Raw genomic sequence first — 22,910 nt, forward strand, 5'->3', positions numbered from 1 at the left:
GTCACCGCCTCGTCGGGTGCTCCCGTTCGGTCTGTTCGCGCCCTCCCGAAAGGGACTGCGGATGCCCAGCTATATCATCAGACGTCTTCTCCAGGTGATCCCCGTGTTCTTCGGGGCCACCCTGCTCATCTACTTCCTCGTGTTCGCCATGCCGGGCGACCCGATCCTGGCTCTGTTCGGCGATCGCACGCCCAATGAGGCTCTCGTCAACGCCCTGCGCGAGGAGTATCACCTCAACGAGCCGTTCCTGGTCCAGTACTGGTACTACATCACCGGTGTCTTCCAGGGTGACCTCGGCACGACCTTCTCGGGTCGCCCGGTCTCCGCGGTGCTCGTCGACACGCTTCCGGTCACCGGCCGGCTCGCCGTCATGGCGATCGGGATCGAGTTCACGCTCGCGATCACGATCGGCACGATCTCGGCGCTGCGCAAGGGCAAGCTGTTCGACACGACCGCCCTGCTGGTCGCGCTCGTCGCCCTGGCGATCCCGATCTTCGTGCTGTGCTTCCTGGCCCAGTACTTCCTGGCGATCCAGTGGGGCTGGTTCAGCCCGACCGTCGGCTCCGACAACGACTGGGGTGGCCTCTGGCTGCCTGCCCTCGTGCTCGGGTTCAGCCTCTTCGCCGTCAGCATGCGCCTGATGCGCAGCTCGGTGATCGACACCCTCAACCAGGACTGGGTGCGCACGGCGTACAGCAAGGGACTCTCGCGCACCCGCGTGATCCCGGTGCACGTGCTGCGCAACTCCCTGCTCCCGGTCATCACCAACTCCGCCACGAACTTCGGCGTGCTCCTCGTGGGCGCGACCGTGACCGAGGGGATCTTCAACATCCCCGGTGTCGGCAACACGCTCTACCAGGCGGCGATCCGCGGTGAGGGGCCCACCGTGGTCTCCTTCGTCACGGTGTTCGTCATCCTGTACGTGCTGGTGAACCTTGTCATCGACCTGCTCTACGGTCTGCTCGACCCGAGGATCCGCTATGTCTGACCCCACCACGCAGAAGCACTACGTCGCCCCGGTCGAGACCGAGTCGATCGCCATCGATGCGGTGCGCGTCGCCGAGAAGCCCAGCAACCTGTGGCGCGACGCGTGGCGCGACCTGCGCCGTCGCCCGATGTTCTGGTTCTCGGTGCTGCTCGCCGCGCTGTTCATCGTCATGTCGTTCTGGCCGACCCTGTTCACGCAGGTCAACCCGCGCGTGTGCGACCTGATGAACAGCAACGAGGGCCCGACGCCCGGCCACCCGCTCGGGTTCAACTTCCAGGGCTGCGACATCTACGCCCGCGTCGTCTGGGGCGCCCAGACGTCGCTGTCGGTCGGTCTCATCGCCACCGTGATCTCCGCGGTGCTCGGCCTCATCATGGGTGCGCTGGCCGGTTTCTACGGCGGCTGGATCGACGCGCTGCTGTCCCGCATTGGCGACATCTTCTTCGCGATCCCGTACATCCTGGCCGCCCTGGTCGTGATGACGGTGCTCTCGGACTATCGCTCGGTGTGGACGCTCGCGCTCGCGATCGGTGGCTTCTCCTGGGCGTCCACGGCACGCGTCGTGCGCGCTGAGATCCTCCGGGTGCGGCAGGCGGACTTCGTCATGGCGTCGCGCTCGCTGGGCCAGTCCCGGTTCAAGACGCTGCTGACCCACGTGATCCCCAACGGCATCGCGCCGCTGCTGGTCGTGTCGACCCTGGGACTCGCCGCGGCGATCGTGGCGGAGGCGACCCTGTCGTTCCTCGGTGTCGGGCTCGGCGGCACGGTGGTGTCGTGGGGTAACGACATCAGCCAGGCACAGGCGGCTCTGCGCATCGCCCCGATGTCGCTCATCTATCCATCGATCGCGCTCACCCTCGCGGTGCTCGCGTTCGTCGGCCTCGGCGAGCTCATCCGAGACGCCCTCGACCCGAAGGCGAGGGCCCGCCGATGAGCGACCACAACGCCGCCCAGATCCCGCTGCTGAGTGTCCGCGACCTCAAGGTCGCGTTCCGTTCGCAGGAGGGGATGCGCGAGGTCCTGCACGGTGTCACGTTCGACGTGTTCCCCGGCGAGACCGTCGCGATCGTGGGGGAGTCCGGCTCGGGCAAGTCCACCACGGCCACGGCCATCGTCGACCTGCTGCCGGGGACCGGAAAGGTCACCGGAGGATCGATCACGCTCGAGGGCCGTCCGCTCACGGGCCTGAGCCGACGCGACATCGAGGCCGTGCGCGGTCGCGACATCGGCTTCGTGCCGCAGGACCCCATGTCGAGCCTCAACCCGGTGTGGAGCATCGGCTTCCAGGTCAAGGAGGCCGTGCGCGCCAACGGCATCGCCCAGGGGCGTGCCGCTGTCAAGGCACGCACGATCGAGGTGCTGCAGCAGGCGGGTCTGGCCGATGCCGAGCGACGGCTGCACCAGTATCCGCACCAGTTCTCCGGCGGGATGCGCCAGCGCGCGCTGATCGGCATCGGTCTCGCGGCCGACCCGAAGCTCCTGATCGCCGACGAGCCGACCTCGGCCCTCGACGTGACGGTGCAGCGGGTCATCCTCGATCACATGGCCTCTCTCACGCGGGACAAGGGCACCTCGGTGCTCCTGATCACGCACGACCTCGGTCTCGCGGCCGAGCGCGCGGAGAAGATCATCGTGATGAACGGCGGCAACATCGTCGAGGCGGGGCCGAGCCGTCAGATCCTGGAGAACCCGCAGCACCCGTACACCAAGCGGCTGGTGGCCGCGGCGCCCAGTGTGGCGTCGCAGCGCATCCAGGCGGTCGTGGAGGATCGGGGGATCGAGACGCTCGAGGACCTCGCGGACATCCCGCCGACCGTCCGGGTGGCCGGTCTGACGAAGGACTACAAGATCCGCCAGGGCAACTTCCGCAGCGAGGCCTTCCGGGCGGTGGACGACGTGTCGTTCGAGATCCCGCGCGGCAAGACGCTCGCACTGGTCGGGGAGTCCGGATCGGGCAAGTCCACGGTCGCGAAGATGGTGCTCAAGCTCGAGGATCCGACCGCCGGCACGATCGAGATCGACGGCCAGGACGTGTCGGGGCTGTCGAACGCGCAGGCGTTCGGGCTCCGTCGCCGGATGCAGCCGGTGTTCCAGGACCCGTACGGCTCGCTCGACCCGCTGCGCAACATCGGCAACACGATCGCCGAGCCGCTGCAGATCCACGGCGTCGGCGACCGCGCCTCGCAGCGGGCGCGCGTGGAGGAGCTGCTGGAGCAGGTCGCCCTGCCCCAGTCCCTCGCCACGCGATACCCGAACGAGCTGTCGGGCGGTCAGCGGCAGCGCGTGGCGATCGCCCGTGCGCTCGCGCTCAAGCCCGACATCATCGTGCTCGACGAGGCGGTGTCGGCGCTCGACGTGCTGGTGCAGGACCAGATCCTGAAGCTGCTCGCCGACCTGCAGTCCGAGCTCGACCTGACGTACCTGTTCATCACCCACGACCTCGCGGTCGTGCGGGTCTCCAGCGACCTGGTGTGTGTGATGGAGAAGGGCCGCGTGGTGGAGCAGGGCACGGTCGACGAGATCTTCGCGAATCCGCAGGAGGAGTACACGGAGCGCCTGCTGCAGGCGATCCCGGGTGCGTCGATCCCTCTCGGCGGCCACTGAGCGTGGCATCGCCGGCACAGCCCGAGGACGCACGGACCTACCGTGCGTCCTCGGGCACCGTCATCCTCGTGCTCAGCGTGCTGCTGGTGCTGTTCCTGCTGGGGGACACGGTCGTCAACGGCAGCATCGTGCAGGCGCTGCTGATCGCTCCGTGGATGCTCCTCGCCCTGTGGATCGTGTACGAGATCAGCTTCGTGTCGCACGTGCGGGTGGACGCACACGGGGCGACCGTGCAGAACCTCCTGCGCCGGACGAGCTTCGGCTGGGGGCACGTGCGCGACATCGACCTGCGCTGGCAGCTCGAGTTCGCGCTCGACGACGGCCGCACGCTCACCTCCTGGGGTGGCCCGGCCCGCGCCCGCCCGCCCCGTCAGCGTCGTGACGAGGACGCGGAGCCGCGGGTGCCCTCCGGGTTGCGGGCCCTCACCGACATCCGCGACCGCTGGTCGGAGGCGGCGGCTGCCGACGCGCCCATCCGTCGCACGTGGGACGGCCCCGCGCTGATCGCGCTCGCGGTGATCGTGCTGTGGACCGCCGCCGCGCTCGTCGTGGTCAACCTCGGCTGAGCACCCGGCGCACCGGGCTCACCCGGGCAGCCCGAACAGCTCCGGCCAGGTGGCGGCCGCCCACGGGTAGCCGACGAACACGGTCGCGTCGATGAGGAAGTGCGCCACCAGGAACGGCAGCAGTCGTCCCGTCCGCTGGTACAGCCACCCGAACAGCAGCCCCATCGCGAGGTTGCCGACGAACGCCCCCGGCCCCTGGTACAGGTGGTAGGTCGCGCGGAGCACGGAGGTGGCGACGATGATCGTCCACGGCGACCAGCCGAGCTGCCGCAGCCGCGCGAAGAGGTAGCCGAGCACCACGAACTCCTCCTGCAGGGAGGCGCGGGCCGCCGCGAGCAGCAGGATCGGCACGGTCCACCAGTGGGCGTCGAGTCCCGCGGGGTTCACGGCCACGAACAGGCCGGCCGCCCGGCCGCCGAGGTAGAGCGCGAGGCCCGGCACGCCGATCGCCACCACGAGCAGCACGCCGCGGGCCACGTCGACGCCGATGCGGGTGCCGTCGAGCCCGAGCCGCCCGAGGTGCGGTCGTCGGCGCTGCCACAGCAGGAAGCACACCAGCACCACGGGCACGAGCGAGAAGCCGATCGAGAGCAGCTGATAGACGAGGTCGAACACCTCGCGGTCGCTGCGGGACGGGTTGAGCGTCGCGGTCTGGTCGGCCAGGGGCACGTCGTCGGTCAGGCGGTAGGCCAGCTGCACGATCGCGTAGACCGCCGACTGCCCGAGCCCCAGGGCCAGCACGATCGCGATCTCCCACCACAGGCGCGCACGGCCCTCGCGGCGCGAGGACATCGGGGGAGCGGGGGTCACGGAGTCGATGCTACGACGTGCCTCGGAGATCCGATCCGGCGCGTACGTTATCCTGGAACGTCGGCTTCCCGGCGCAACCCCACACTCTTTGAGGACCCTTGTATGGCGCACGCCCTCCGCTCTGACCTCCGCAACGTCGCAATCGTCGCCCACGTCGACCACGGCAAGACCACGCTCGTCGACGCGATGCTCCGCCAGACGGGCTCCTTCGGCGAACACTCGCACGTCGAGGAGCGGGCGATGGACTCGAACGACCTCGAGCGCGAGAAGGGCATCACGATCCTCGCCAAGAACACGGCGATCACCTACAAGGGCAAGCACGCCGACGGCAAGGAGATCACGATCAACGTGATCGACACGCCCGGCCACGCCGACTTCGGCGGCGAGGTCGAGCGCGGCCTGTCCATGGTCGACGGTGTCGTGCTGCTCGTCGACGCGAGCGAGGGCCCGCTGCCGCAGACCCGCTTCGTGCTGCGCAAGGCCCTCGAGGCCAAGCTGCCCGTGATCCTGCTGGTCAACAAGACCGACCGCCCCGACGCCCGCATCGCCGAGGTCGAGGAGGAGGCGCACGACCTGCTGCTGGGTCTCGCGTCCGACCTGGTCGACGACGTGCCCGACCTCGATGTCGACGCGCTGCTCGACGTTCCGGTCGTGTACGCCTCCGGCCGTGCCGGCGCCGCCTCGCAGAACCGTCCCGCCGACGGGTCGCTGCCCGACAACGACGACCTGGAGCCGCTGTTCGAGGCGATCCTCGAGCACGTGCCCGCGCCGTCCTATGACGACGAGGCGCCGCTGCAGGCCTGGGTCACGAACCTCGACTCCAGCCCGTTCCTCGGCCGACTCGCCCTGCTGCGCGTGTTCAACGGCACGCTCAAGAAGGGCCAGACGGTCGCCTGGGTCCGCTCCGACGGCACGACCAGCAACGCCCGGATCACCGAGCTGCTGAAGACCCGCGCCCTGGAGCGCTACCCGGCCGACTCCGCGGGCCCCGGCGACATCGTCGCGATCGCAGGCTTCGAGGACATCACGATCGGCGAGACCATCGCCGACCCCGAGGACATCCGTCCGCTGCCGGCCATCACGGTCGACGACCCGGCGATCTCCATGACGATCGGCACGAACACGTCGCCGCTCATGGGCAAGGTCAAGGGGCACAAGCTCACCGCCCGCATGGTGAAGGATCGTCTGGACCGCGAGCTCATCGGCAACGTCTCGCTCAAGGTCGTCGACATCGGCCGTCCCGACGCCTGGGAGGTGCAGGGCCGCGGTGAGCTGGCGCTCGCCATCCTCGTCGAGAACATGCGTCGCGAGGGCTTCGAGCTCACGGTCGGCAAGCCGCAGGTGGTCACCAAGAAGATCGACGGCAAGGTCTACGAGCCGTTCGAGCACCTGACCATCGACACGCCGGAGGAGCACCTCGGCGCGATCACGCAGCTCCTCGCGAACCGCAAGGGCCGCATGGAGAACATGACCAACCACGGCACCGGCTGGGTGCGCATGGAGTTCGTCGTGCCCTCGCGCGGTCTCATCGGCTTCCGCAGCGAGTTCCTCACGACCACCCGCGGCACCGGTATCGCGAACGCGATCTCGCACGGGTACGAGCCGTGGGCCGGTCAGATCACGACGCGCCAGAACGGCTCGATCGTGGCCGACCGCTCCGGCGTGGTGACCCCCTTCGCGATGATCGCCCTGCAGGAGCGCATGTCGTTCTTCGTGCAGCCGACCGAAGAGGTCTACGAGGGCATGGTCATCGGCGAGAACTCGCGCGCCGACGACATGGACGTGAACATCACCAAGGAGAAGAAGCTCACCAACATGCGGTCCTCCACGGCCGACAACTTCGAGTCGATGACGCCGCCGCGGCTGCTCACGCTCGAGGAGAGCCTGGAGTTCGCGCGTGACGACGAATGCGTCGAGGTGACGCCCGAGAAGGTGCGCATCCGCAAGGTGATCCTGGACCAGACCGTCCGCGGTCGCGAGGCCTCGCGCCTGAAGCGTCAGGACGCGAACGCCTGAGGCATCCCCGCACCCTTCCGAGAGGGCCCCACGCTCCGGCGTGGGGCCCTCTTCTCATGAAAATGCCAGGTGGGGGCTAGGTCGATGACGCAGACTCGTTCACTTGCGTCCGGGGCAATCTCCCGATGAGTGTCCCGCATCGGGCGCACGACGACCCGAAAGTCGAACCCAATGCTTCAGAAGACCCGTGCGCTTCGGCGCGCCTCCGAGGTGGCTGCCGCGCGCGCCGCCGTCACCCGTACCCCGCTGCTCGTCCTGGGCACCGCGGCCGCCGCCCTCGTGGGGATCACCCTCACGGTCGGGGTGACGGCCGCCCCCGCCACGGGCACCGCGCAGCCGGCCGCGTCGGCCGCGATCACGAGCCAGGCCTTCGGCGCGGAACCGCTCACCCGCATCGCCGACGAGGCCGTGATGACGGTGTCGAAGGGGAAGGATGCGGTCGCGGCGGCGGACGCCCTGACCGCCGAGGTCTCCGCGTCCGGCCTCGACGTGAGCGCTGCGGCCCCGGTGGACACGACGCCGCTCGAGGACGACCTGGAGACCCTCGACGACCGTGCGACCCTGCCCTTGCTCCTCGTGACGGTCGCGACCGAGCAGGCCGCCGCCGAGACCGAGAAGGTCGTCGCGGAGACCGCGGCGCTGCAGCAGGCGTACACCGCGGCGCAGGAGCAGAAGGCCGCGGAGGAGGCGGCGCGCGTCGCCGCCGAGCAGGCCGCTGCGGCCGCCGCCGCGCTCGCCGCGGCCAACACGGTGGACGGCGCGAAGGCGACGGCGCAGCAGATGATGGCCGACCGCTACGGCTGGGGCGGCGATCAGTTCTCCTGCCTGAACTCGCTGTGGAACAAGGAGTCGGGCTGGAACTACCGGGCGTACAACGCCGATGGCGGTGCCACCGGGATCCCGCAGGCGCTTCCCGGCAGCAAGATGGCCTCGGCCGGCGCCGACTGGCAGACCAACGCGGCCACCCAGATCGCGTGGGGCCTGAAGTACATCGCCGATGCCTATGGCACGCCGTGCAGCGCCTGGGGCCACTCGCAGGCGATGAACTGGTACTGAGCCCGAGCGGGCCGAAGGTCACGCACCGTGACGGGCCTATCCTGAGAGGCGGTCGAGCGCTACGGTGACTGTGACGGCTGGGGAGCGTCGCGAATCCGAGGAGGAGTGGTGCTCGATCCCGTCGCCTGGCTCGATGTCCCGCAGGAGGTCTCGACAGGCACGCTGCCCGGCTGGGAGCGCGTGGACGAGATCGTCCGGGAGGCCCACGCCCGCTATGCCGGTGAGCGCGGAGGGCGCGTGGCCGACTACATCCCGGTGCTGGCCGAGGTGGACCCCGAGCTGTTCGGTCTCGCCGTCATCGAGGTCGGCGGCGGGGTGCACGACGCCGGAGACGCGCTGCACCCCTTCTCGATCCAGTCGATCTCGAAGATGTTCGTGTACGCCCTGGCGATCCAGGAGCACGGGCACGAGCGCGTCCGCGACATCGTCGGCGTCAACAACACCGGGCTCGCGTTCAACTCGGTCGTCGCGCTGGAGCTGAACGAGGGCCATCCGCGCAACCCGATGGTCAACGCCGGCGCGATCGCGACCACGGCGCTGATGCCGGGCGCGACCGCGGTCGAACAGTGGGAACGGGTGCGGGAGGGGCTGTCGGCGTTCGCCGGACGGCCGCTGAGCCTCGACGGCGAGGTGTACGCGTCGGAGGCGGCGTCGAACGACCGCAACCGCGCCCTCGGCTGGCTGCTCAAGAGCTACGGACGCCTGGCGGGCGACCCGGACGAGATCGTCGATGTGTACACGCGGCAGTGCGCGCTGAGCGTGACGGCGCACGACCTGGCCGTCATGGGGGCGACGCTCGCCGACGGCGGCGTGAACCCGATCACGGGGGAGCGCGTGGTGACGGCGGACGTGTGCCGCGACACGCTCGCGGTCGTCGCAGCGAGCGGACTCTACGAGAACTCCGGCGACTGGTTGTTCGAGATCGGTCTCCCGGCGAAGTCCGGTGTCGCGGGAGGGATCGTCGCGGTCTCGCCGGGCAAAGGGGCGGCCGCCGGGTTCTCGCCGCGGCTGGACGACGCGGGCAACTCCGTGCGGTCGCAGATGGCGATCGGCCATCTGTCGCGCTCGCTCGGGCTCAATCTGTTCGCTTCCGCACCCGCGCAGGCGGACGACTCGGGGAGCGGTCCCCGACCGGCGGAGAAGGAGCGATCATGACGGAGACGGTGCAGGCGCCAGCGAAGACCTCGTGGCTGCCGATGGTGAGTCTGTTCCTCGCGCAGGTGCTGATGTCGTTCAATGTGGCGGCGCTGCCCATCTCCCTGGGCGGCATGGTCGGTGAGTTCGGCGTGCCGCCGACACTCGCCAGCACCACCATCGTGATGTACGGCCTGGCGGTCGCGGCGCTCGTGATGACGGGCGCGAAGCTCGGGCAGCGCGTCGGCTGGGTGCTGATCTTCCGGGTGGTGGTCGCCCTGTTCGCCGGCTCCGCGATCATGATGCTCACCGCCCCCGGCATCTGGTGGGCGATCGCCGGTCAGGCGGTGGCCGGGGCGGCCGCGGCCATCATCGTGCCGTCCATCGTGGCGCTGATCGCCGAGAACTACCGCGGATCCCAGCAGGCCACCGCGATCGGGGCCATCGGCTCCGCCCGCGCCATCTCGGGTGTGAGCGCCTTCCTCATCGGCGGCACGCTGGGCACGCTCGTCGGCTGGCGCCCGCTGTTCTTCATCGTGCTGGCCGTCGCGGTCGCCGTCTTCGCCCTGAGCTTCACGCTGCGCGGCGACCGCGGCGACGCCTCCATCCGCATCGACCTCGTGGCGTCGCTCCTGATCGGCGGCGCGATCGTGCTGCTGACGCTCGGGTTCAACAACCTCAACAGCTGGGGTGCGCTGGCCGCATCGCCGGCCGCCCCGTTCAGCGTGCTGGGGCTGTCGCCGGCACCGCTGTTCATCGTGCTCGGCCTCGTGCTGGGGCAGGCGTTCTTCCTGTGGACGCGGCGGCGCATGGCGGAGGGCAAGGTACCGCTCATCGACCTCAGTGTGCTGGGGTCGTCGCGCGAGCGTGCCGCCGTCTACGCCATGTTCATCGTCGTGGGGCTCGAGGCGTGCGTGAACTTCACGATCCCGCTGTACATCCAGATCGTGCAGGGGAGGACCCCGTTCGACACGTCGCTGGCGATGATGCCGTTCAACCTCACGGTCTTCCTGACCGCGACACTGGTCGTGCGCTTCTACAAGCGCTACCCCCCGCGCACCATCGGGGTGTTCGGCTTCATCCTCACCACCGCCGCGCTCGTGTGGCTCTCGGTCGTCGTGACGAACAACTGGGAGACCGTGCCGACGATCGCGGGGCTGATCGTGTTCGGCATCGGACAGGGCGCCCTGGTCACGCTGGTGTTCAACGTGCTGGTCACCGCGGCCCCCGCGGAGCTGGCGGGCGACGTGGGCTCCCTGCGCGGCACGACGCAGAACCTCGCATCGGCGGTGGGGACGGCTCTCGCCGGCGCGCTGCTGGTGTCGCTGCTCGCCCTGAACGTCGGTCGCGCGGTGGTCGAGCATCCGGAGCTGCCGCCGTCGCTGGTGGCGCAGGTGCCGATGGATGACGTGAACTTCATCAGCAACGACGACCTGCGCGTGGTGCTGGAGTCGACGGACGCCACGGAGGAGCAGGTGGATGCTGCGGTCGCCGTGAACGAGCAGGCGCGTCTGAGCACGCTCAAGCTCGGACTGCTGCTGCTGGCGGCGGTGAGCGCCCTGGCGATCCTCCCGGCGTCGCGGCTGCCGCAGTACCGGCCGCACGAGATCCCCGATCCGTCGCCGTCGAGCGGCTCGGACTGAGGCGGCGCTCAGCGCAGCTCGGAGATGAGGACCGCGCTCGTCCCGGGCTTGGTGGCCTCGAAGATGTGCGACACGTCTCCGGCGTACGTGAGGTAGTCGCCGGGGTCGAGCACGACGGGCTCGTCGGGCGGGCCGATGCGGGCCTGGCCCGCGATCAGGATCACGTGCTCGATCGTGCCCGGGTGGTGCGGGTCGGAACGGCGGGGGTCTCCGGGCTCGGCCTGGATCAGGTACACGTCGCGCCGGGCGCCGGGCGGGCTGGCCGAGAGGAGGGTCGCGCTGTAGGCGGCGGCGGACGAGGGCACGCCCGCGAGCTCGTCGGCGCGGATGAGCGTGGGCGCGTTGGCCTGCTGGTCGACCAGCACCGCGAAGGGCACCCCGAGGGCGACGCCCAGGGCCCACAGCGTCTCGACGCTGGGGTTGCCCGCGCCGCTCTCGAGCTGTGAGACGGTCGCCTTGGAGACGCCGGCGCGGCGGGCGAGCTCCGAGACGGACAGGCTCGCGGCCTCGCGCTCGCGGCGGAGCGTGCGGGCGAGGCGGGTGCGGAGATCCTCCATGCGTTCATCATGTCAAACGATCGTTCGCTTGACTATCCACCAGCAGCTGTTCAGAATGATGGTCATGCGTTCACTCAAACGAACAGCGCGCGCGGTGTCCCGGTGACCGCGGAACGCGAGGTGTGGCGCGAGGCGCTCGGCGTCGTGCTCGCCACCAGCGCCTACGGCATCTCGTTCGGTGCCCTCGCCGTCGCCTCCGGGCTGGACGTGTGGCAGACCTGCGTGCTGAGCCTGCTGATGTTCACGGGCGGGTCGCAGTTCGCGTTCATCGGCGTCTTCGCCTCGGGCGGACTCGCCGCCCTCCCGTCGGCGATCGCCTCGGCCGCGCTGCTCGGCGTGCGCAACGTCGCCTACGGCATGCGCATGTCGCCCCTCGTCGGGGGAGGACCGTGGCGCCGTGCGGCCGCCGCGCACTTCACGATCGACGAGTCCACCGCCGTCGCGATCGCCCAGAACGACCCCCGCCTGCGCCGGGTGGGCTTCTGGGTCACGGGCGTGGGCATCTTCATCGGCTGGAACCTGACCACCCTCACCGGAGCCCTCGTCGGCGACGTGCTCGGCGACCCGAAGGCCTGGGGCCTGGACGCGGCGGCCGCGGCAGCGTTCCTCGCCCTGCTGTGGCCGCGCCTCCGACAGCGCCAGGCGGTGGCCGTCGGCGTGGCGGCGGCAGTGGTCGCGGCGGCGTTGACCCCGTTCCTCATGCCGGGGTTGCCGGTGCTGATCGCCGCAGTCGTCGCGATCGCGGTCGGGTGGTTCAACTGGCTCGGGCGGGACGATGCGGGACGCGAGCCCCTCGAGACGCGGGAGGCCGGCGCATGAGCCTGTGGAGCGCCATCCTGCTGGCCGCCCTGATCTGCCTCGCGCTCAAGGCCGCGGGCTACCTCGTGCCGCCGAAGGTGCTCGAGGCGCCGCGTCCCGCCCGCATCTCCGATCTGCTCACGGTGGCCCTGCTCGCGGCGCTCGTCGCAGTGCAGACCCTCGGCGACGGCCAGGCCGTCGCGGTCGACGCCCGCGTGCCCGCGCTGCTGGTGGCGGCCGGACTGCTGTGGCTGCGGCAGTCGTTCCTCGTGGTGGTCGTGGCGGCGGCGCTGGTGGCGGCGCTGCTGCGCCTGTTCGGGCTCGCGAGCTGATCGGCGGGTGCCGCGACCGCCGCGCGGATAGGATCGAGGGGTGCGCGTGAACGGGATCTCGAGGGTGCTGTCGTGGGTCGCCGCGGCCCTGGTCGGCGGTGTCTACGGCGTGGCCGGGACCATCGCGCACAGCGTGATGTGGGGCCCGATCCCGGTCGGCCTGATCGTCGCGGCCATCGCCTGCGCCGCCATCCTGGTGGCGATCCGCGCGCTCACCCACGATCGCTGGGCGGCCGTCGCCGCAGGGCTCGGGATGCTCGGCATGCTGGTCATGATCTCCGGTGTGGGCCCCGGCGGCTCCGTCGTCGTGCAGGACTCGCTCGCCGGTCGCATCTGGACCTACCTGGCGGCGGGGATCGTGCTGCTCGTGGTCGCGTGGCCGTCGTTCTCCCGCCCGCCCGCACGACCCGCGAGCGCGCCGACGGAGGACCGGGAGCCGAGCGCGACGTAGACTGGAGCGGTGACGTATGTGATCGCCCTCCCGTGCGTCGATGTCAAGGATCGCGCCTGCATCGACGAGTGCCCCGTTGACTGCATCTACGAGGGCGAACGGTCGTTGTACATCCACCCGGACGAATGCGTCGACTGCGGTGCCTGTGAGCCGGTGTGCCCCGTCGAGGCCATCTACTACGAGGACGACCTGCCCGACGAGTGGCAGGACTACTACAAGGCCAACGTCGAGTTCTTCGACGAGATCGGCTCGCCGGGAGGCGCCGCCAAGGTCGGCGTCTACCCGTTCGACCACCCGATCATCGCCGCGCTGCCGCCGCAGGGCGAGTAGGCGCCGGCCGTGAGCGTCCGCGACCTCGCCGACTACCCGTGGGACGCGGTCGTCCCGTTCCGTGACCGCGCAGCGCAGCACCCGGGCGGTCTGGTCGACCTCTCGGTCGGCTCGCCCGTCGACCCGACGCCTGACATCATCCGCCGGGCGCTCGCCGAGGCGACAGACGCCCACGCCTATCCGCAGACGGTCGGCACGCCCGCGCTGCGCGAGGCCATCGTCGCCTGGTATGCGCGCCGCCGCGGCGTGCCGGATCTGCGCATCGACAACGTGCTACCCACGATCGGCTCGAAGGAGCTCGTCGGGCTCCTGCCCACGCTGCTCGGTCTCGGTCCGGGCGACATCGTGGTGCACCCGCGCGTGGCCTATCCGACGTACGACGTGGGCGCCCGCGTCGCCGGAGCCACACCGCTCGCGGCCGACGATCCGGCGGAGTGGCCCGAGGGCACGAAGCTCATCTGGATCAACACCCCTGGCAACCCCGACGGGCGCACCTGGAGCGCCGCGGAGCTCGCGGCCGCCGTGCGTCGCGCGCGCGAGCTGGGCGCGGTCCTGGCGAGCGACGAGTGCTACGCGGAGCTGGGGTGGGACGGCCCGTGGTCGACGGAGCCGATCCCGTCCGTGCTGGACCCGCGGGTGACCGACGGCAGCCGCGCCAACCTGCTCAGCGTGTACTCGCTCAGCAAGCAGTCGAACCTCGCGGGGTATCGCGCCGCCTTCGTGGCCGGGTGCGCCCGCATCGTGGGGGAGCTGCTCACCGCCCGCAAGCACCTCGGCCTCATGCCGCCCGCTCCGGTGCAGCACGCGATGGCCGTGGCGCTCGGCGACGACGCGCACGTGGCCGCGCAGAAGGAGCTGTACCGCGCCAGGCGCGACCTGCTCCGTCCGGCCCTGGAGGCCGCCGGCTTCCGCATCGACGGCTCGGAGGCGGGTCTCTACCTGTGGGCGACGGAGGGACGCGACGCGTGGGAGTCGCTGGGGCGGCTCGCCGACCTGGGCATCCTCGCGGGTCCCGGCCCCTTCTACGGTGCCGACGCGGCGCAGCACGTGCGGCTCGCGCTGACCGCGCCGACCGAGCGGGTGAGCGCGGCGGCAGAGCGCCTGCACGACGGCGCTCTGTAGCTTCCCTCAGCTCAGCGGCGATCTGTTTGGCGGTTGTCACAGTAGGCCGGTGGGACTACTAGGCTGTAAAAGCGATTCGGTCGTCACCCGACCAGGCGCTCGGCGCCGAGAGATCGCCACTTCCGGCTTGATCACGAACGTGCTGACACCCCCGCGACGCGCAGGCGGTCAGACAAAGGAGGAGGGCGCGTGAGCGCTGCAGCAGACCAGACGGCGAAGCTGACGATCGGTGACACCACCGCCGAATTCCCCGTGGTGCGCGGCACGGCCGGCCACGACAGCATCGATTTCTCGACGTTGACCAGGCAGACCGGGTACACCGGACTCGACTACGGCTTCGTGAACACCGCCTCGACCAAGTCCGAGATCACCTTCATCGACGGCGACAAGGGCATCCTGCGCTACCGCGGCTACCCGATCGAACAGCTCGCCGGGAGCACCAGCTACCTCGAGGTGGCGTGGCTGCTCATCTACGGCGAGCTGCCCTCGGCATCCGAGCTCGCCGAGTTCGACGAGAAGATCCGCCGCCACACGCTGCTGCACGAAGACCTCAAGCGCTTCTTCTCCGCGCTGCCGCACACCGCGCACCCCATGTCCGTGCTGTCCTCGGCGGTCGCCGCCCTGTCGACGTACTACGAGGGCCAGACCGACCCGCACAACCCCGAGCACGTCGAGCTGAACATGATCCGCATGCTCGCCAAGCTCCCGGTGATCGCGGCCTACGCGCACAAGAAGAGCGTCGGGCAGGCGTTCCTGTACCCCGACAACTCCCTCGGGTTCGTGGAGAACTTCCTCAAGCTCAACTTCGGGGTCAACTCCGAGCCGTACGAGATCAACCCGGTCATGGCGAAGGCGCTCGAGCTGCTGCTGATCCTGCACGAGGACCACGAGCAGAACGCCTCCACGTCGACCGTCCGCCTCGTCGGCTCGACGGGCGCGAACCAGTTCGCCTCCGTGTCCGCCGGCATCCAGGCGCTCTCCGGCCCGCTGCACGGCGGTGCGAACGAGGCCGTGCTGACGATGCTCGGTCAGATCCGCGACTCGGGGCAGAGCGTCGCGCGCTTCGTGGAGCGGGTGAAGAACAAGGAAGAGGGCGTGAAGCTGATGGGCTTCGGGCACCGGGTCTACAAGAACTACGACCCGCGCGCCAAGCTCGTCAAGGAGGCGGCCGACGAGGTGCTCGCCTCGCTGGGCGTGACAGACCCGCTGCTCGATCTGGCGAAGGAGCTCGAGGAGCTCGCGCTCGCCGACGACTACTTCCGCGAGCGTCGCCTCTACCCGAACGTCGATTTCTACACCGGCGTGATCTACAAGGCGATGGGCTTCCCGACGCGCATGTTCACGGTGCTGTTCGCGATCGGACGGCTCCCGGGCTGGCTCGCGCAGTGGCGTGAGCTGCAGCTCGACCCGCAGACCAAGATCGGCCGCCCGCAGCAGCTGTACACGGGTTCGCCCGAGCGGTCCTTCCCGACGCGCTGAGCCGTCACCCGAAACGCCCCCTCCGTCACATCGGAGGGGGCGTTTCGGCGTCCGGCAGCGCAACGCAGAACGGTGCCCCTCCGTGAAGAGGGGCACCGTTCCGGGTGGCAGGGGTGTCAGCGGCCCTGCGAGCCGCGGCCACCGCCCTGGCGGGACTGGCCGCCCTGGCGCGAAGCGCCGCCGGTCTGCGTGGAGTAGCTGGCGCCCTGGCCGCCGCCCTGACCGCCGGAGCGGCGGCGGCGACGTCGCGCGGGCGGGGTCGCCGCGGAGCTGCGCTCGCCACCGGCGGGGCGCTGCTTGGCGGCCGGGCGCTGCGGCGCCTGCTGCACCGGTGCGGGGCGCACGTGCGGCGCGCGCTCCGGCACCAGCTCGGTCACCGCGGCCGGGGTGAGCTCTTCGAGCGGGGCCGAGATCGCGGCCTTGCGCAGCAGGTCCTTCACGTCGCGGCGCTGCTCGGGGAGCACGACCGTGACCACCGTGCCCGCGGCGCCGGCACGCGCGGTGCGGCCGGAGCGGTGCAGATAGGCCTTGTGCTCGACGGGCGGGTCGACGTGCACCACGAGGTCGACGTTGTCGACGTGCACACCGCGCGCCGCGACATCCGTGGCCACGAGCACGCGCACCCCGCCGTCCTCCGGAGCGGTCGAGAACGCGCCGAGGTTGCGCTCGCGCGCGTTCTGCGAGAGGTTGCCGTGCAGGTCGACCGCGGGGATGCCGGCGGCCGTGAGCTGCTTGGCGAGCTTCTTCGCCTGGTGCTTCGTGCGCGTGAACAGGATGCGACGGCCGGTGCCGGACGCCAGGTCGCGCACGAGCACGGTCTTGTTCTCGGTGGAGTCGACCACCAGCACGCGGTGCGTCATCTCGCCCACGGGCACGCTCGCCTCATCGACCTCGTGGCTGACCGGGTTCGAGAGGAACCGGCGGGCGAGGGTGTCGATGCCGCGGTCGAGGGTCGCGCTGAACAGCAGGCGCTGTCCGTCGGCGGGCGTCGCCGCGAGGATGCGGGTGACGCCGGGGAGGAAGCCGAGGTCGGCCATGTGGTCGGCCTCGTCGAGCACCGCGACCTCGATCGCGCTCAGACGCACGACCTGCTGCTTCATGAGGTCTTCGAGGCGACCGGGGCAGGCCACCACGATGTCGACGCCGCCCTGCAGCGCTTTCTCCTGCGGACGCTGGCTGACACCGCCGAACACGGTGGTGACGCGGAGCCCGACGGCCTCGGCGAGCGGGGCGACGGTGGCGGCGATCTGCGTCGCGAGCTCTCGGGTCGGCGCGAGCACCAGGCCGCGGGGGAGCCCGGCGCGGCGCTTGGTGCCCGAGGCCGCGAGCCGCGCCACGAGCGGAAGGGCGAAGGCGATGGTCTTGCCGCTGCCGGTGCGTCCGCGACCGAGGAGGTCACGGCCGGCGAGCGAATCGGGAAGGGTGTCGCGCTGGATCGCGAACGCCTCGGTCTTGCCGGAGGCGGCGAGAACGGCGGCGAGCTCGGCGGGAACGCCGAGATCGAGGAAGGAAGGCATGCAGAAAACTCCGTCAGCGCCCGACAGGGGCGCGGTAGTGGGGTGAGGTGGGCGAGGACGCGGCGGATCGCGCGTCCGTTCGCCGTACGTATGGCCAGTTCGGGCTGGTGATGGGAGCGCCAGGCGCTCGCTTCGGTCCTCGGAGACCCCTAGACGACGACGATGCTGACCGGCCGGCGGCGCGAGCAGCGGTGTCAGTCTACCAGTGGCGGCATGCCGGAGGCCGCATGCCCGGTGTCAGGCGTGCAGCGCGTCGTTCAGCGTGACCCCGACGCCGGCGCGCTGGACCGCCTCGACTGCACCGGTGAGGGAGTTGCGGCGGAACAGGAGGCCGTCGCGGCCGGACAGCTCCGCGCCCTTCACGGTCGGACGGCCGCCGTCCGGAGTGACCGGGCCGTCGGCCAGCACGATCTTGGTGCCAGCCGTGACGTAGAGCCCGGCCTCGACCACGCAGTCGTCACCCAGCGAGATGCCGATCCCCGCGTTGGCGCCCAGGAGCGTGCGCGACCCGATCGAGACACGGTGCGTGCCGCCGCCGGAGAGCGTGCCCATGATGGAGGCGCCGCCACCGATGTCGCTGCCGTCGCCCACGACGACACCCTGCGAGATGCGGCCCTCGACCATGGAGGCGCCGAGCGTACCGGCGTTGAAGTTCACGAAGCCCTCGTGCATCACGGTGGTGCCGGGGGAGAGGTGGGCGCCGAGGCGCACGCGGGACGCATCGGCGATGCGGACACCGGCGGGCTGGACGTAGTCGGTCAGGCGCGGGAACTTGTCGAGCCCCTGCACCTGGATGCCCGCCCGCTGGAGCTGCGGGCGCAGACGGGCCGCGTCGGACGGCAGGACAGGTCCGGCGTTCGTCCAGGCCACGTTCGGCAGGTGGGCGAAGATGCCGTCCAGGTTCAGCTCGTTCGGGCGTGCGACCAGGTGCGACAGCGCGTGCAGCCGCAGGTACGCGTCCGCGGTGGAGGCGGGGGCGGCGTCGAGGTCGACCTGGAGCTGGACGACCTCGACCGTCACGTTGCGGCGCTCGTCCGGCCCGGCGAGCGGGACCAGGGCGTCGACCGCGGCCGCGGCGTCCTCGGTCGAGGGGGCGACGGTGCGCACCTCGGGGAACCAGGCGTCCAGGACGGTGCCGTCGCCGGCGGTCGTGGTCAGTCCGATGCCCCACACAGTTCTCGCGTCACTCATACCTCCACGGTATCGCGGGCCGACCCGGGCCTCCGCCCGCATGACGACGGTCGGTAGGCTGAGGGCATGGTGCTCGATCTGACCGCGTCCTCTGCTGCCCTCACCCGCGCGATCTGCGACATCCCGAGCGTCTCGGGCGACGAGGAGACGCTCGCCGACGCCATCGAGCAGGCCGTCGCCCCCCTCGCGCACCTCGAGGTCATCCGGCACGGGAACACGATCGTCGCCCGCACCGACCGCGGCCGAGACCGTCGCGTGGCGATCGCCGGCCACATCGACACCGTGCCCGTGAACGGCAACCTTCCCACGCGCGACATCGAGGTCGACGGCGAGCCCTACCTGTGGGGGCGCGGCACGGTCGACATGAAGGCGGGCACCGCGGTGCAGTTGAAGCTCGCGGCCGAGCTGACCGACCCCGCGGTCGACATCACGTGGATGTGGTACGACAACGAAGAGGTCGAGGCGACCAAGAACGGGCTCGCGCTGCTGGCGGCGGCACGTCCCGACCTGCTCCAGGCGGACTTCGCGATCCTGGGCGAACCGTCGAACGGCGAGGTCGAGGGCGGCTGCAACGGCACGCTGCGGGCGATCGTGCGTACCTCGGGTGTCCGCGCCCACAGTGCCCGGGCGTGGATCGGCGAGAACGCCATCCATCGCGCCGCGCCCATCCTCACCCGTCTGGCCGAGTACCGCGCTCGGGAGGTCCCGGTCGAGGGGCTGCTGTACCGCGAGAGCCTCAGCGCCGTCCGCATCGCCGGCGGGGTGGCGGGCAACGTCATCCCCGACGCGTGCGAGGTCGAGGTCAACTACCGCTTCGCGCCCAGCAAGTCGGCCGCCGACGCCGAGGCCCACGTGCGCGCGGTGCTCGCGGGGTTCGACGTGGAGATCACGGATGCGGCCGAGGGGGCACGCCCCGGGCTGGACGCCGACATCGCGCGGGACTTCGTGGCGGCGGTCGGCGCCGAGCCGCGACCGAAGTACGGCTGGACCGACGTGGCGCGCTTCTCGGCGCTGGGCATCCCCGCCGTGAACTACGGCCCCGGTGACCCGCACCTCGCCCACCACGACGAGGAGCGGGTGCCGCTCGCGCAGATCGCGGCGGTCGAGCAGGGCCTGCGGGCATGGCTCACCTCGCACTGAGCACGGCACGTCGCTGGGCCCGGCTTCCCCTTCCGCTGCGCATCGGCCTGATCTATCTCGGCGCGCGCGTCGTGACGACGGGGTTCCTGATCGCGGCGGCGTCGCTGTCCACCGTCTTCTCGCGCTTCGGCGGTGACGCGGGCCTGATCGACTTCGTGCTCGGCTGGGACGCCCAGTGGTACTGGCAGGTGGCCGTCCACGGGTATCCGAGCGAGCTGCCGCTGACCGACGCCGGCGAGGTCGCCGAGAACGCGTGGGCGTTCATGCCGGTGTTCGCATACGCCGCGAAGGCGCTCGGTTTCGTGCTCGGCTCCTGGGGAGCGGGAGCGTTCGTGCTCGCCCTCGTCGCCGGCTACCTGGCCTGCCTGGCGCTGCATCGCCTGCTGCGCGATCGCATCGGCAGCGGGGCCGCGCTCTGGGCGGTCGTGTTCTTCGCCGCAGGGCCGCTGGCCGCGATGTTCCAGGTGGGCTATGCGGAGACGCTGTTCCTGCTGCTGCTGTTCCTCGCCCTGGACGCGACGATCCGCCGGCAGTACGCGTGGCTGTACCTGCTGATCCCGGTGATGGGCTTCACGCGACCCGGGGTTCTGGCGTTCGCGCTGTACCTCGGCCTCCACGGCATCCTCCGCTGGATCCACCGCCGCGACGATCCGCTCGCGCTGCGCGAGGTGGTGCACATCGTGGCGGCCGGCGCGCTCGCCGTCGCGACCGGCTTCGCGTGGCAGGTGATCGCCGCCGTCGTCACGGGCGACCCCGGGGCGTATCTCGCGACCGAGCTCGCCTGGCGCCGGCACTGGATCGTGGGCGGCGTCGACGGCTTCGTGCCGTTCGAGGGGTGGGTGCAGGCGTCGCAGTTCTGGTTCTCGCTGTGGGGGCTTCCCGCCGCGGGGGGACCCGTCGCGCTCGTGCTGCTCGTGGTGGCCGCGGCCCTCGCGCTGCTGTTCGCCCGCCCGGTGCGGGCACTGGGTGCGGACCTGCGCCTGTGGAGTGCGAGCTACCTGCTGTACCTGCTGGCGGTGTTCTTCCCGCAGTCGAGCACGTTCCGGTTGCTGCTGCCGCTCAGCCCGGTGTGGGGCGCGGTCGCGGTGCCCCGGTCGCGCGCCTGGCGTCTCGGCGTGCTGGTGCTGTGCCTGCTCGGTCAGTGGGTGTGGATCTACCACGTGTATGCGCTCGGCAGCACGTTCTGGCAGGTTCCCTGATCGCGCGGGAGAACGGGATTGTGTCGGCGTGACGTCCACGGCGCGGTGTCACCCGATAAACTCGTTCCATACCACCGGAGGAAAGGGAGCCACGATGGCAGCGATGAAGCCGAGGACCGGAGACGGACCGATGGAGGCCGTGAAAGAAGGACGACTCATCATCGTGCGCGTTCCGCTCGAGGGCGGCGGCCGCCTGGTCGTCTCCGTGAACGACGCCGAAGCGAAGGAGCTCCACGACGTGCTGGGTGCCGTCGTGACGCCGGCCTGATCGAACCGGGTCCGCTCGTGCGGAACCAGGAGGGCGATGGATCCGCGGATCCATCGCCCTCTTTCGCTGTTCCGGCCCCGTGCCCGCGGTCAGTCCTGGTCGTCGAGGCGCACCAGCTGCAGCAGTCCCTCACCGGCCGGCGACACCGTGGCCAGCACCGCGGAGGACTCCTGGGTCGCCTGCACCAGCGAGCGGTAGGCGGAGGTCACGTCGTCGCGCTGCACGGGGTCGGCCACGCGACCGCCGGCGAGGATGCGCGGCACGAGCACGAGCCCGCCGACCCGTGCGAGCCGCAAACCGTGCTCGACGTACTCGATCACGTTCTCCGGGTCGGCGTCGACCAGCACGATGTCGTACGAGGACTCGTTCATGCGCGGCAGCACGTCGCTCGCGCGACCCGTGATGAGGCGGGCGCGGGTGGACGGGACGCGGGCGTCGGCGAACGCCTGGCGTGCCGCGGCGAGATGCTCCGGCTCGTTGTCGATCGTGGTCAGGACGGCCTGCGGGGCGCCGCGCAGCAGCCAGAGGCCGGACACGCCGGCACCGGTGCCGATCTCGACGATCGACCGCGCCCCCGCGGCGGCGGCGAGCACGGCGATCTGCGAACCGACCGCGGCGCTCACCGGGGCGGCACCGAGCTCGACCGCGTGCGCGCGCGCCCTCGCGAGGGAATCCGGTTCGACGATGGATTCTCGAAGGAAGCGCGCGTTGGCGTCGTGCTCGCTCATGGGCTGACTCTCCCTGCCTGCGTGGGTGATGCCTCCAGGGTATGGGCTGTCTGCGCGCAGACTCCGCAGGCGCGGCGGTAGCCTGGTCACATGACGTTCGGTCTGACCTTCGAGAAGCTGCTGCTGATCGGCCTCATCGCGGTGCTGATCATCGGACCCGAACGTCTTCCCCGTGCGGCCGAGAGCTTCGCGCGACTCGTCCGCAAGGCCGGCGAGTACCTGCGCGACACCAAGTCGCGGATGCGGGAGGAGATGGGCCCGGAGCTCGACGACGTCGACTGGCGCAAGCTCGACCCGCGGCAGTACGACCCCCGGCGCATCATCCGCGACGCCCTGTTCGAGGAGCCGCAGCCGACGACCCCGGCCGCGGTCGCCGCCACCATCGCGGAACCGGTGGCCCCGCGCACCGCGCCGCCGGTGTTCGATGCGCAGAACCGTCCTCCGTTCGACTCCGAGGCCACCTGACCCGACGGCTCAGGAGACGCGGGATCGCAGTCGTGCGATGTCGTCGTCGCTCAGCAGCACGCGGGGGATCGCGGTCGCCACGGCGGCATCGCGCACCTTGAGCAGCACGGCGTCGCGCCCGACGCGGACGTGCTGGAACTCGGAGTAGGGGATCTCGGAGCGCCGCCGGTCGCTGCCCAGCTGCAGCCGGTCGTCCTCCAGCGCCACCCACACCACGCTCTCCACGGGCATGGCGGCCCGCACCGCACGGCGCGCGCTGGACACCGACAGCAGCACCGCGTAGAGGCCGAGGGCGACCGCGACCGCCGGAGTGAAGGCCACGATGGCGGACGTCTCCTGCCCGGCGCGCGCGGTCGCGGTGAGGTTGAGCACGCCGATGATCAGGGCGGCGGCCAGCGCCAGCCACATGACGATGGCGACCGGGCGCGTGAGGGTGTAGATCGCGGCGTCCCTCGCCATGTGACGGAGCAGTCTCTCGTCCACGGTCACGGAGCGGTGCGGCATCCGGGCATCCTC

Annotated in this window: 24 protein-coding genes; 18 read left to right on the plus strand and 6 right to left on the minus strand. The window is 70.8% G+C overall.

Annotated features, from left to right (window positions below; genetic code table 11):
- Positions 1-61: 61 nt before the first annotated feature.
- Genes ACWH95_RS11105 through ACWH95_RS11120 form a run of 4 tightly spaced genes read left to right on the plus strand, consistent with a single transcriptional unit; the run spans position 62 to position 4,158 of the window.
- Positions 62-988 carry an ABC transporter permease gene (locus ACWH95_RS11105; RefSeq protein WP_136028635.1) on the plus strand — a complete coding sequence of 309 codons (927 nt, stop codon included), beginning with the start codon at positions 62-64 and terminating at the stop codon, positions 986-988.
- The gene (locus ACWH95_RS11110) at positions 981-1,922 is read left to right on the plus strand and encodes an ABC transporter permease (RefSeq protein WP_136028636.1); all 942 of its coding nucleotides are present in this window, start codon (positions 981-983) and stop codon (positions 1,920-1,922) included. Before ACWH95_RS11105 ends, ACWH95_RS11110 begins: the two co-directional genes overlap by 8 nt.
- Positions 1,919-3,592, plus strand: coding sequence for a dipeptide ABC transporter ATP-binding protein (locus ACWH95_RS11115; protein ID WP_136028637.1), 1,674 nt, complete (start codon positions 1,919-1,921; stop codon positions 3,590-3,592). The genes ACWH95_RS11110 and ACWH95_RS11115 overlap by 4 nt, the downstream gene beginning before the upstream one ends.
- Before the next feature lie 2 nt (positions 3,593-3,594).
- Complete coding sequence (locus ACWH95_RS11120; protein WP_454120673.1) at positions 3,595-4,158, plus strand: PH domain-containing protein; 564 nt, start codon at positions 3,595-3,597, stop codon at positions 4,156-4,158.
- Positions 4,159-4,176: 18 nt separating this feature from the next.
- Here the strand turns inward: ACWH95_RS11120 and ACWH95_RS11125 are convergent, their stop codons facing one another.
- Positions 4,177-4,950: a CPBP family intramembrane glutamic endopeptidase gene (locus tag ACWH95_RS11125; RefSeq protein ID WP_136028648.1), complete on the minus strand. Its 774-nt coding sequence runs from the start codon at positions 4,948-4,950 to the stop codon at positions 4,177-4,179.
- 120 nt (positions 4,951-5,070) lie between these two features.
- Between ACWH95_RS11125 and typA the strand changes: the two genes are divergently transcribed.
- The 4 genes from typA to ACWH95_RS11145 all read left to right on the plus strand — a co-directional run bounded on the left by typA (position 5,071) and on the right by ACWH95_RS11145 (position 10,817).
- Entirely contained in the window at positions 5,071-6,984 is a 1,914-nt protein-coding gene (typA, locus tag ACWH95_RS11130) for a translational GTPase TypA (protein ID WP_136028639.1), read from the plus strand.
- 171 nt (positions 6,985-7,155) lie between these two features.
- Positions 7,156-8,040: an aggregation-promoting factor C-terminal-like domain-containing protein gene (locus ACWH95_RS11135; RefSeq protein WP_136028640.1), complete on the plus strand. Its 885-nt coding sequence runs from the start codon at positions 7,156-7,158 to the stop codon at positions 8,038-8,040.
- A 108-nt stretch (positions 8,041-8,148) separates the two neighbouring features.
- Positions 8,149-9,195 carry a glutaminase A gene (glsA, locus tag ACWH95_RS11140; RefSeq protein WP_136036701.1) on the plus strand — a complete coding sequence of 349 codons (1,047 nt, stop codon included), beginning with the start codon at positions 8,149-8,151 and terminating at the stop codon, positions 9,193-9,195.
- Complete coding sequence (locus ACWH95_RS11145) at positions 9,192-10,817, plus strand: MFS transporter (protein ID WP_136036700.1); 1,626 nt, start codon at positions 9,192-9,194, stop codon at positions 10,815-10,817. Before glsA ends, ACWH95_RS11145 begins: the two co-directional genes overlap by 4 nt.
- Before the next feature lie 8 nt (positions 10,818-10,825).
- Here the strand turns inward: ACWH95_RS11145 and ACWH95_RS11150 are convergent, their stop codons facing one another.
- Entirely contained in the window at positions 10,826-11,374 is a 549-nt protein-coding gene (locus tag ACWH95_RS11150) for a helix-turn-helix domain-containing protein (RefSeq protein WP_136036699.1), read from the minus strand.
- Positions 11,375-11,476: 102 nt separating this feature from the next.
- Here ACWH95_RS11150 and ACWH95_RS11155 point away from each other — a divergent pair, with 102 nt between their 5' ends.
- The 6 genes from ACWH95_RS11155 to ACWH95_RS11180 all read left to right on the plus strand — a co-directional run bounded on the left by ACWH95_RS11155 (position 11,477) and on the right by ACWH95_RS11180 (position 15,886).
- Positions 11,477-12,193 carry an AzlC family ABC transporter permease gene (locus ACWH95_RS11155; RefSeq protein ID WP_136045755.1) on the plus strand — a complete coding sequence of 239 codons (717 nt, stop codon included), beginning with the start codon at positions 11,477-11,479 and terminating at the stop codon, positions 12,191-12,193.
- Entirely contained in the window at positions 12,190-12,504 is a 315-nt protein-coding gene (locus ACWH95_RS11160) for an AzlD domain-containing protein (protein ID WP_247638572.1), read from the plus strand. The genes ACWH95_RS11155 and ACWH95_RS11160 overlap by 4 nt, the downstream gene beginning before the upstream one ends.
- Before the next feature lie 46 nt (positions 12,505-12,550).
- Positions 12,551-12,955 carry a histidinol dehydrogenase gene (locus ACWH95_RS11165; protein ID WP_247981457.1) on the plus strand — a complete coding sequence of 135 codons (405 nt, stop codon included), beginning with the start codon at positions 12,551-12,553 and terminating at the stop codon, positions 12,953-12,955.
- Between the two features lie 9 nt (positions 12,956-12,964).
- A complete protein-coding gene (fdxA, locus tag ACWH95_RS11170; protein WP_017203330.1) occupies positions 12,965-13,285 on the plus strand; it encodes a ferredoxin in 321 nt (106 codons plus the stop codon).
- Between the two features lie 9 nt (positions 13,286-13,294).
- Positions 13,295-14,407: a succinyldiaminopimelate transaminase gene (gene dapC / locus ACWH95_RS11175; RefSeq protein WP_454120674.1), complete on the plus strand. Its 1,113-nt coding sequence runs from the start codon at positions 13,295-13,297 to the stop codon at positions 14,405-14,407.
- A gap of 189 nt (positions 14,408-14,596) precedes the next feature.
- The gene (locus tag ACWH95_RS11180; protein WP_136028647.1) at positions 14,597-15,886 is read left to right on the plus strand and encodes a citrate synthase; all 1,290 of its coding nucleotides are present in this window, start codon (positions 14,597-14,599) and stop codon (positions 15,884-15,886) included.
- A gap of 116 nt (positions 15,887-16,002) precedes the next feature.
- On the opposite strand, the gene ACWH95_RS11185 is transcribed toward ACWH95_RS11180, so the two are convergent.
- Both ACWH95_RS11185 and dapD read right to left on the minus strand, forming a co-directional pair.
- Positions 16,003-17,403, minus strand: coding sequence for a DEAD/DEAH box helicase (locus ACWH95_RS11185; RefSeq protein WP_206251515.1), 1,401 nt, complete (start codon positions 17,401-17,403; stop codon positions 16,003-16,005).
- A 237-nt stretch (positions 17,404-17,640) separates the two neighbouring features.
- Positions 17,641-18,594, minus strand: a complete 954-nt coding sequence (gene dapD / locus ACWH95_RS11190; RefSeq protein ID WP_136033204.1) for a 2,3,4,5-tetrahydropyridine-2,6-dicarboxylate N-succinyltransferase — start codon at positions 18,592-18,594, stop codon at positions 17,641-17,643.
- A gap of 66 nt (positions 18,595-18,660) precedes the next feature.
- Between dapD and dapE the strand changes: the two genes are divergently transcribed.
- From dapE to ACWH95_RS11205, 3 genes are all read left to right on the plus strand, one after another.
- Positions 18,661-19,734 carry a succinyl-diaminopimelate desuccinylase gene (gene dapE / locus ACWH95_RS11195; protein WP_454120675.1) on the plus strand — a complete coding sequence of 358 codons (1,074 nt, stop codon included), beginning with the start codon at positions 18,661-18,663 and terminating at the stop codon, positions 19,732-19,734.
- Complete coding sequence (locus tag ACWH95_RS11200; protein ID WP_378803557.1) at positions 19,716-20,933, plus strand: hypothetical protein; 1,218 nt, start codon at positions 19,716-19,718, stop codon at positions 20,931-20,933. The genes dapE and ACWH95_RS11200 overlap by 19 nt, the downstream gene beginning before the upstream one ends.
- Positions 20,934-21,027: 94 nt before the next feature.
- Positions 21,028-21,201: a DUF3117 domain-containing protein gene (locus ACWH95_RS11205; RefSeq protein WP_136033199.1), complete on the plus strand. Its 174-nt coding sequence runs from the start codon at positions 21,028-21,030 to the stop codon at positions 21,199-21,201.
- Positions 21,202-21,290: 89 nt separating this feature from the next.
- Here the strand turns inward: ACWH95_RS11205 and ACWH95_RS11210 are convergent, their stop codons facing one another.
- Positions 21,291-21,929, minus strand: a complete 639-nt coding sequence (locus ACWH95_RS11210) for an O-methyltransferase (RefSeq protein WP_136033197.1) — start codon at positions 21,927-21,929, stop codon at positions 21,291-21,293.
- Positions 21,930-22,019: 90 nt separating this feature from the next.
- Between ACWH95_RS11210 and ACWH95_RS11215 the strand changes: the two genes are divergently transcribed.
- Positions 22,020-22,394 (plus strand): Sec-independent protein translocase family protein, encoded by a 375-nt coding sequence (locus tag ACWH95_RS11215; protein WP_136033195.1) that lies wholly within the window; start codon positions 22,020-22,022, stop codon positions 22,392-22,394.
- A gap of 9 nt (positions 22,395-22,403) precedes the next feature.
- Here the strand turns inward: ACWH95_RS11215 and ACWH95_RS11220 are convergent, their stop codons facing one another.
- Positions 22,404-22,898 (minus strand): YcxB family protein, encoded by a 495-nt coding sequence (locus ACWH95_RS11220; RefSeq protein WP_136035377.1) that lies wholly within the window; start codon positions 22,896-22,898, stop codon positions 22,404-22,406.
- Between the last annotated feature and the right edge of the window lie 12 nt (positions 22,899-22,910).

Source organism: Microbacterium sp. NPDC055502, assembly GCF_053643635.1.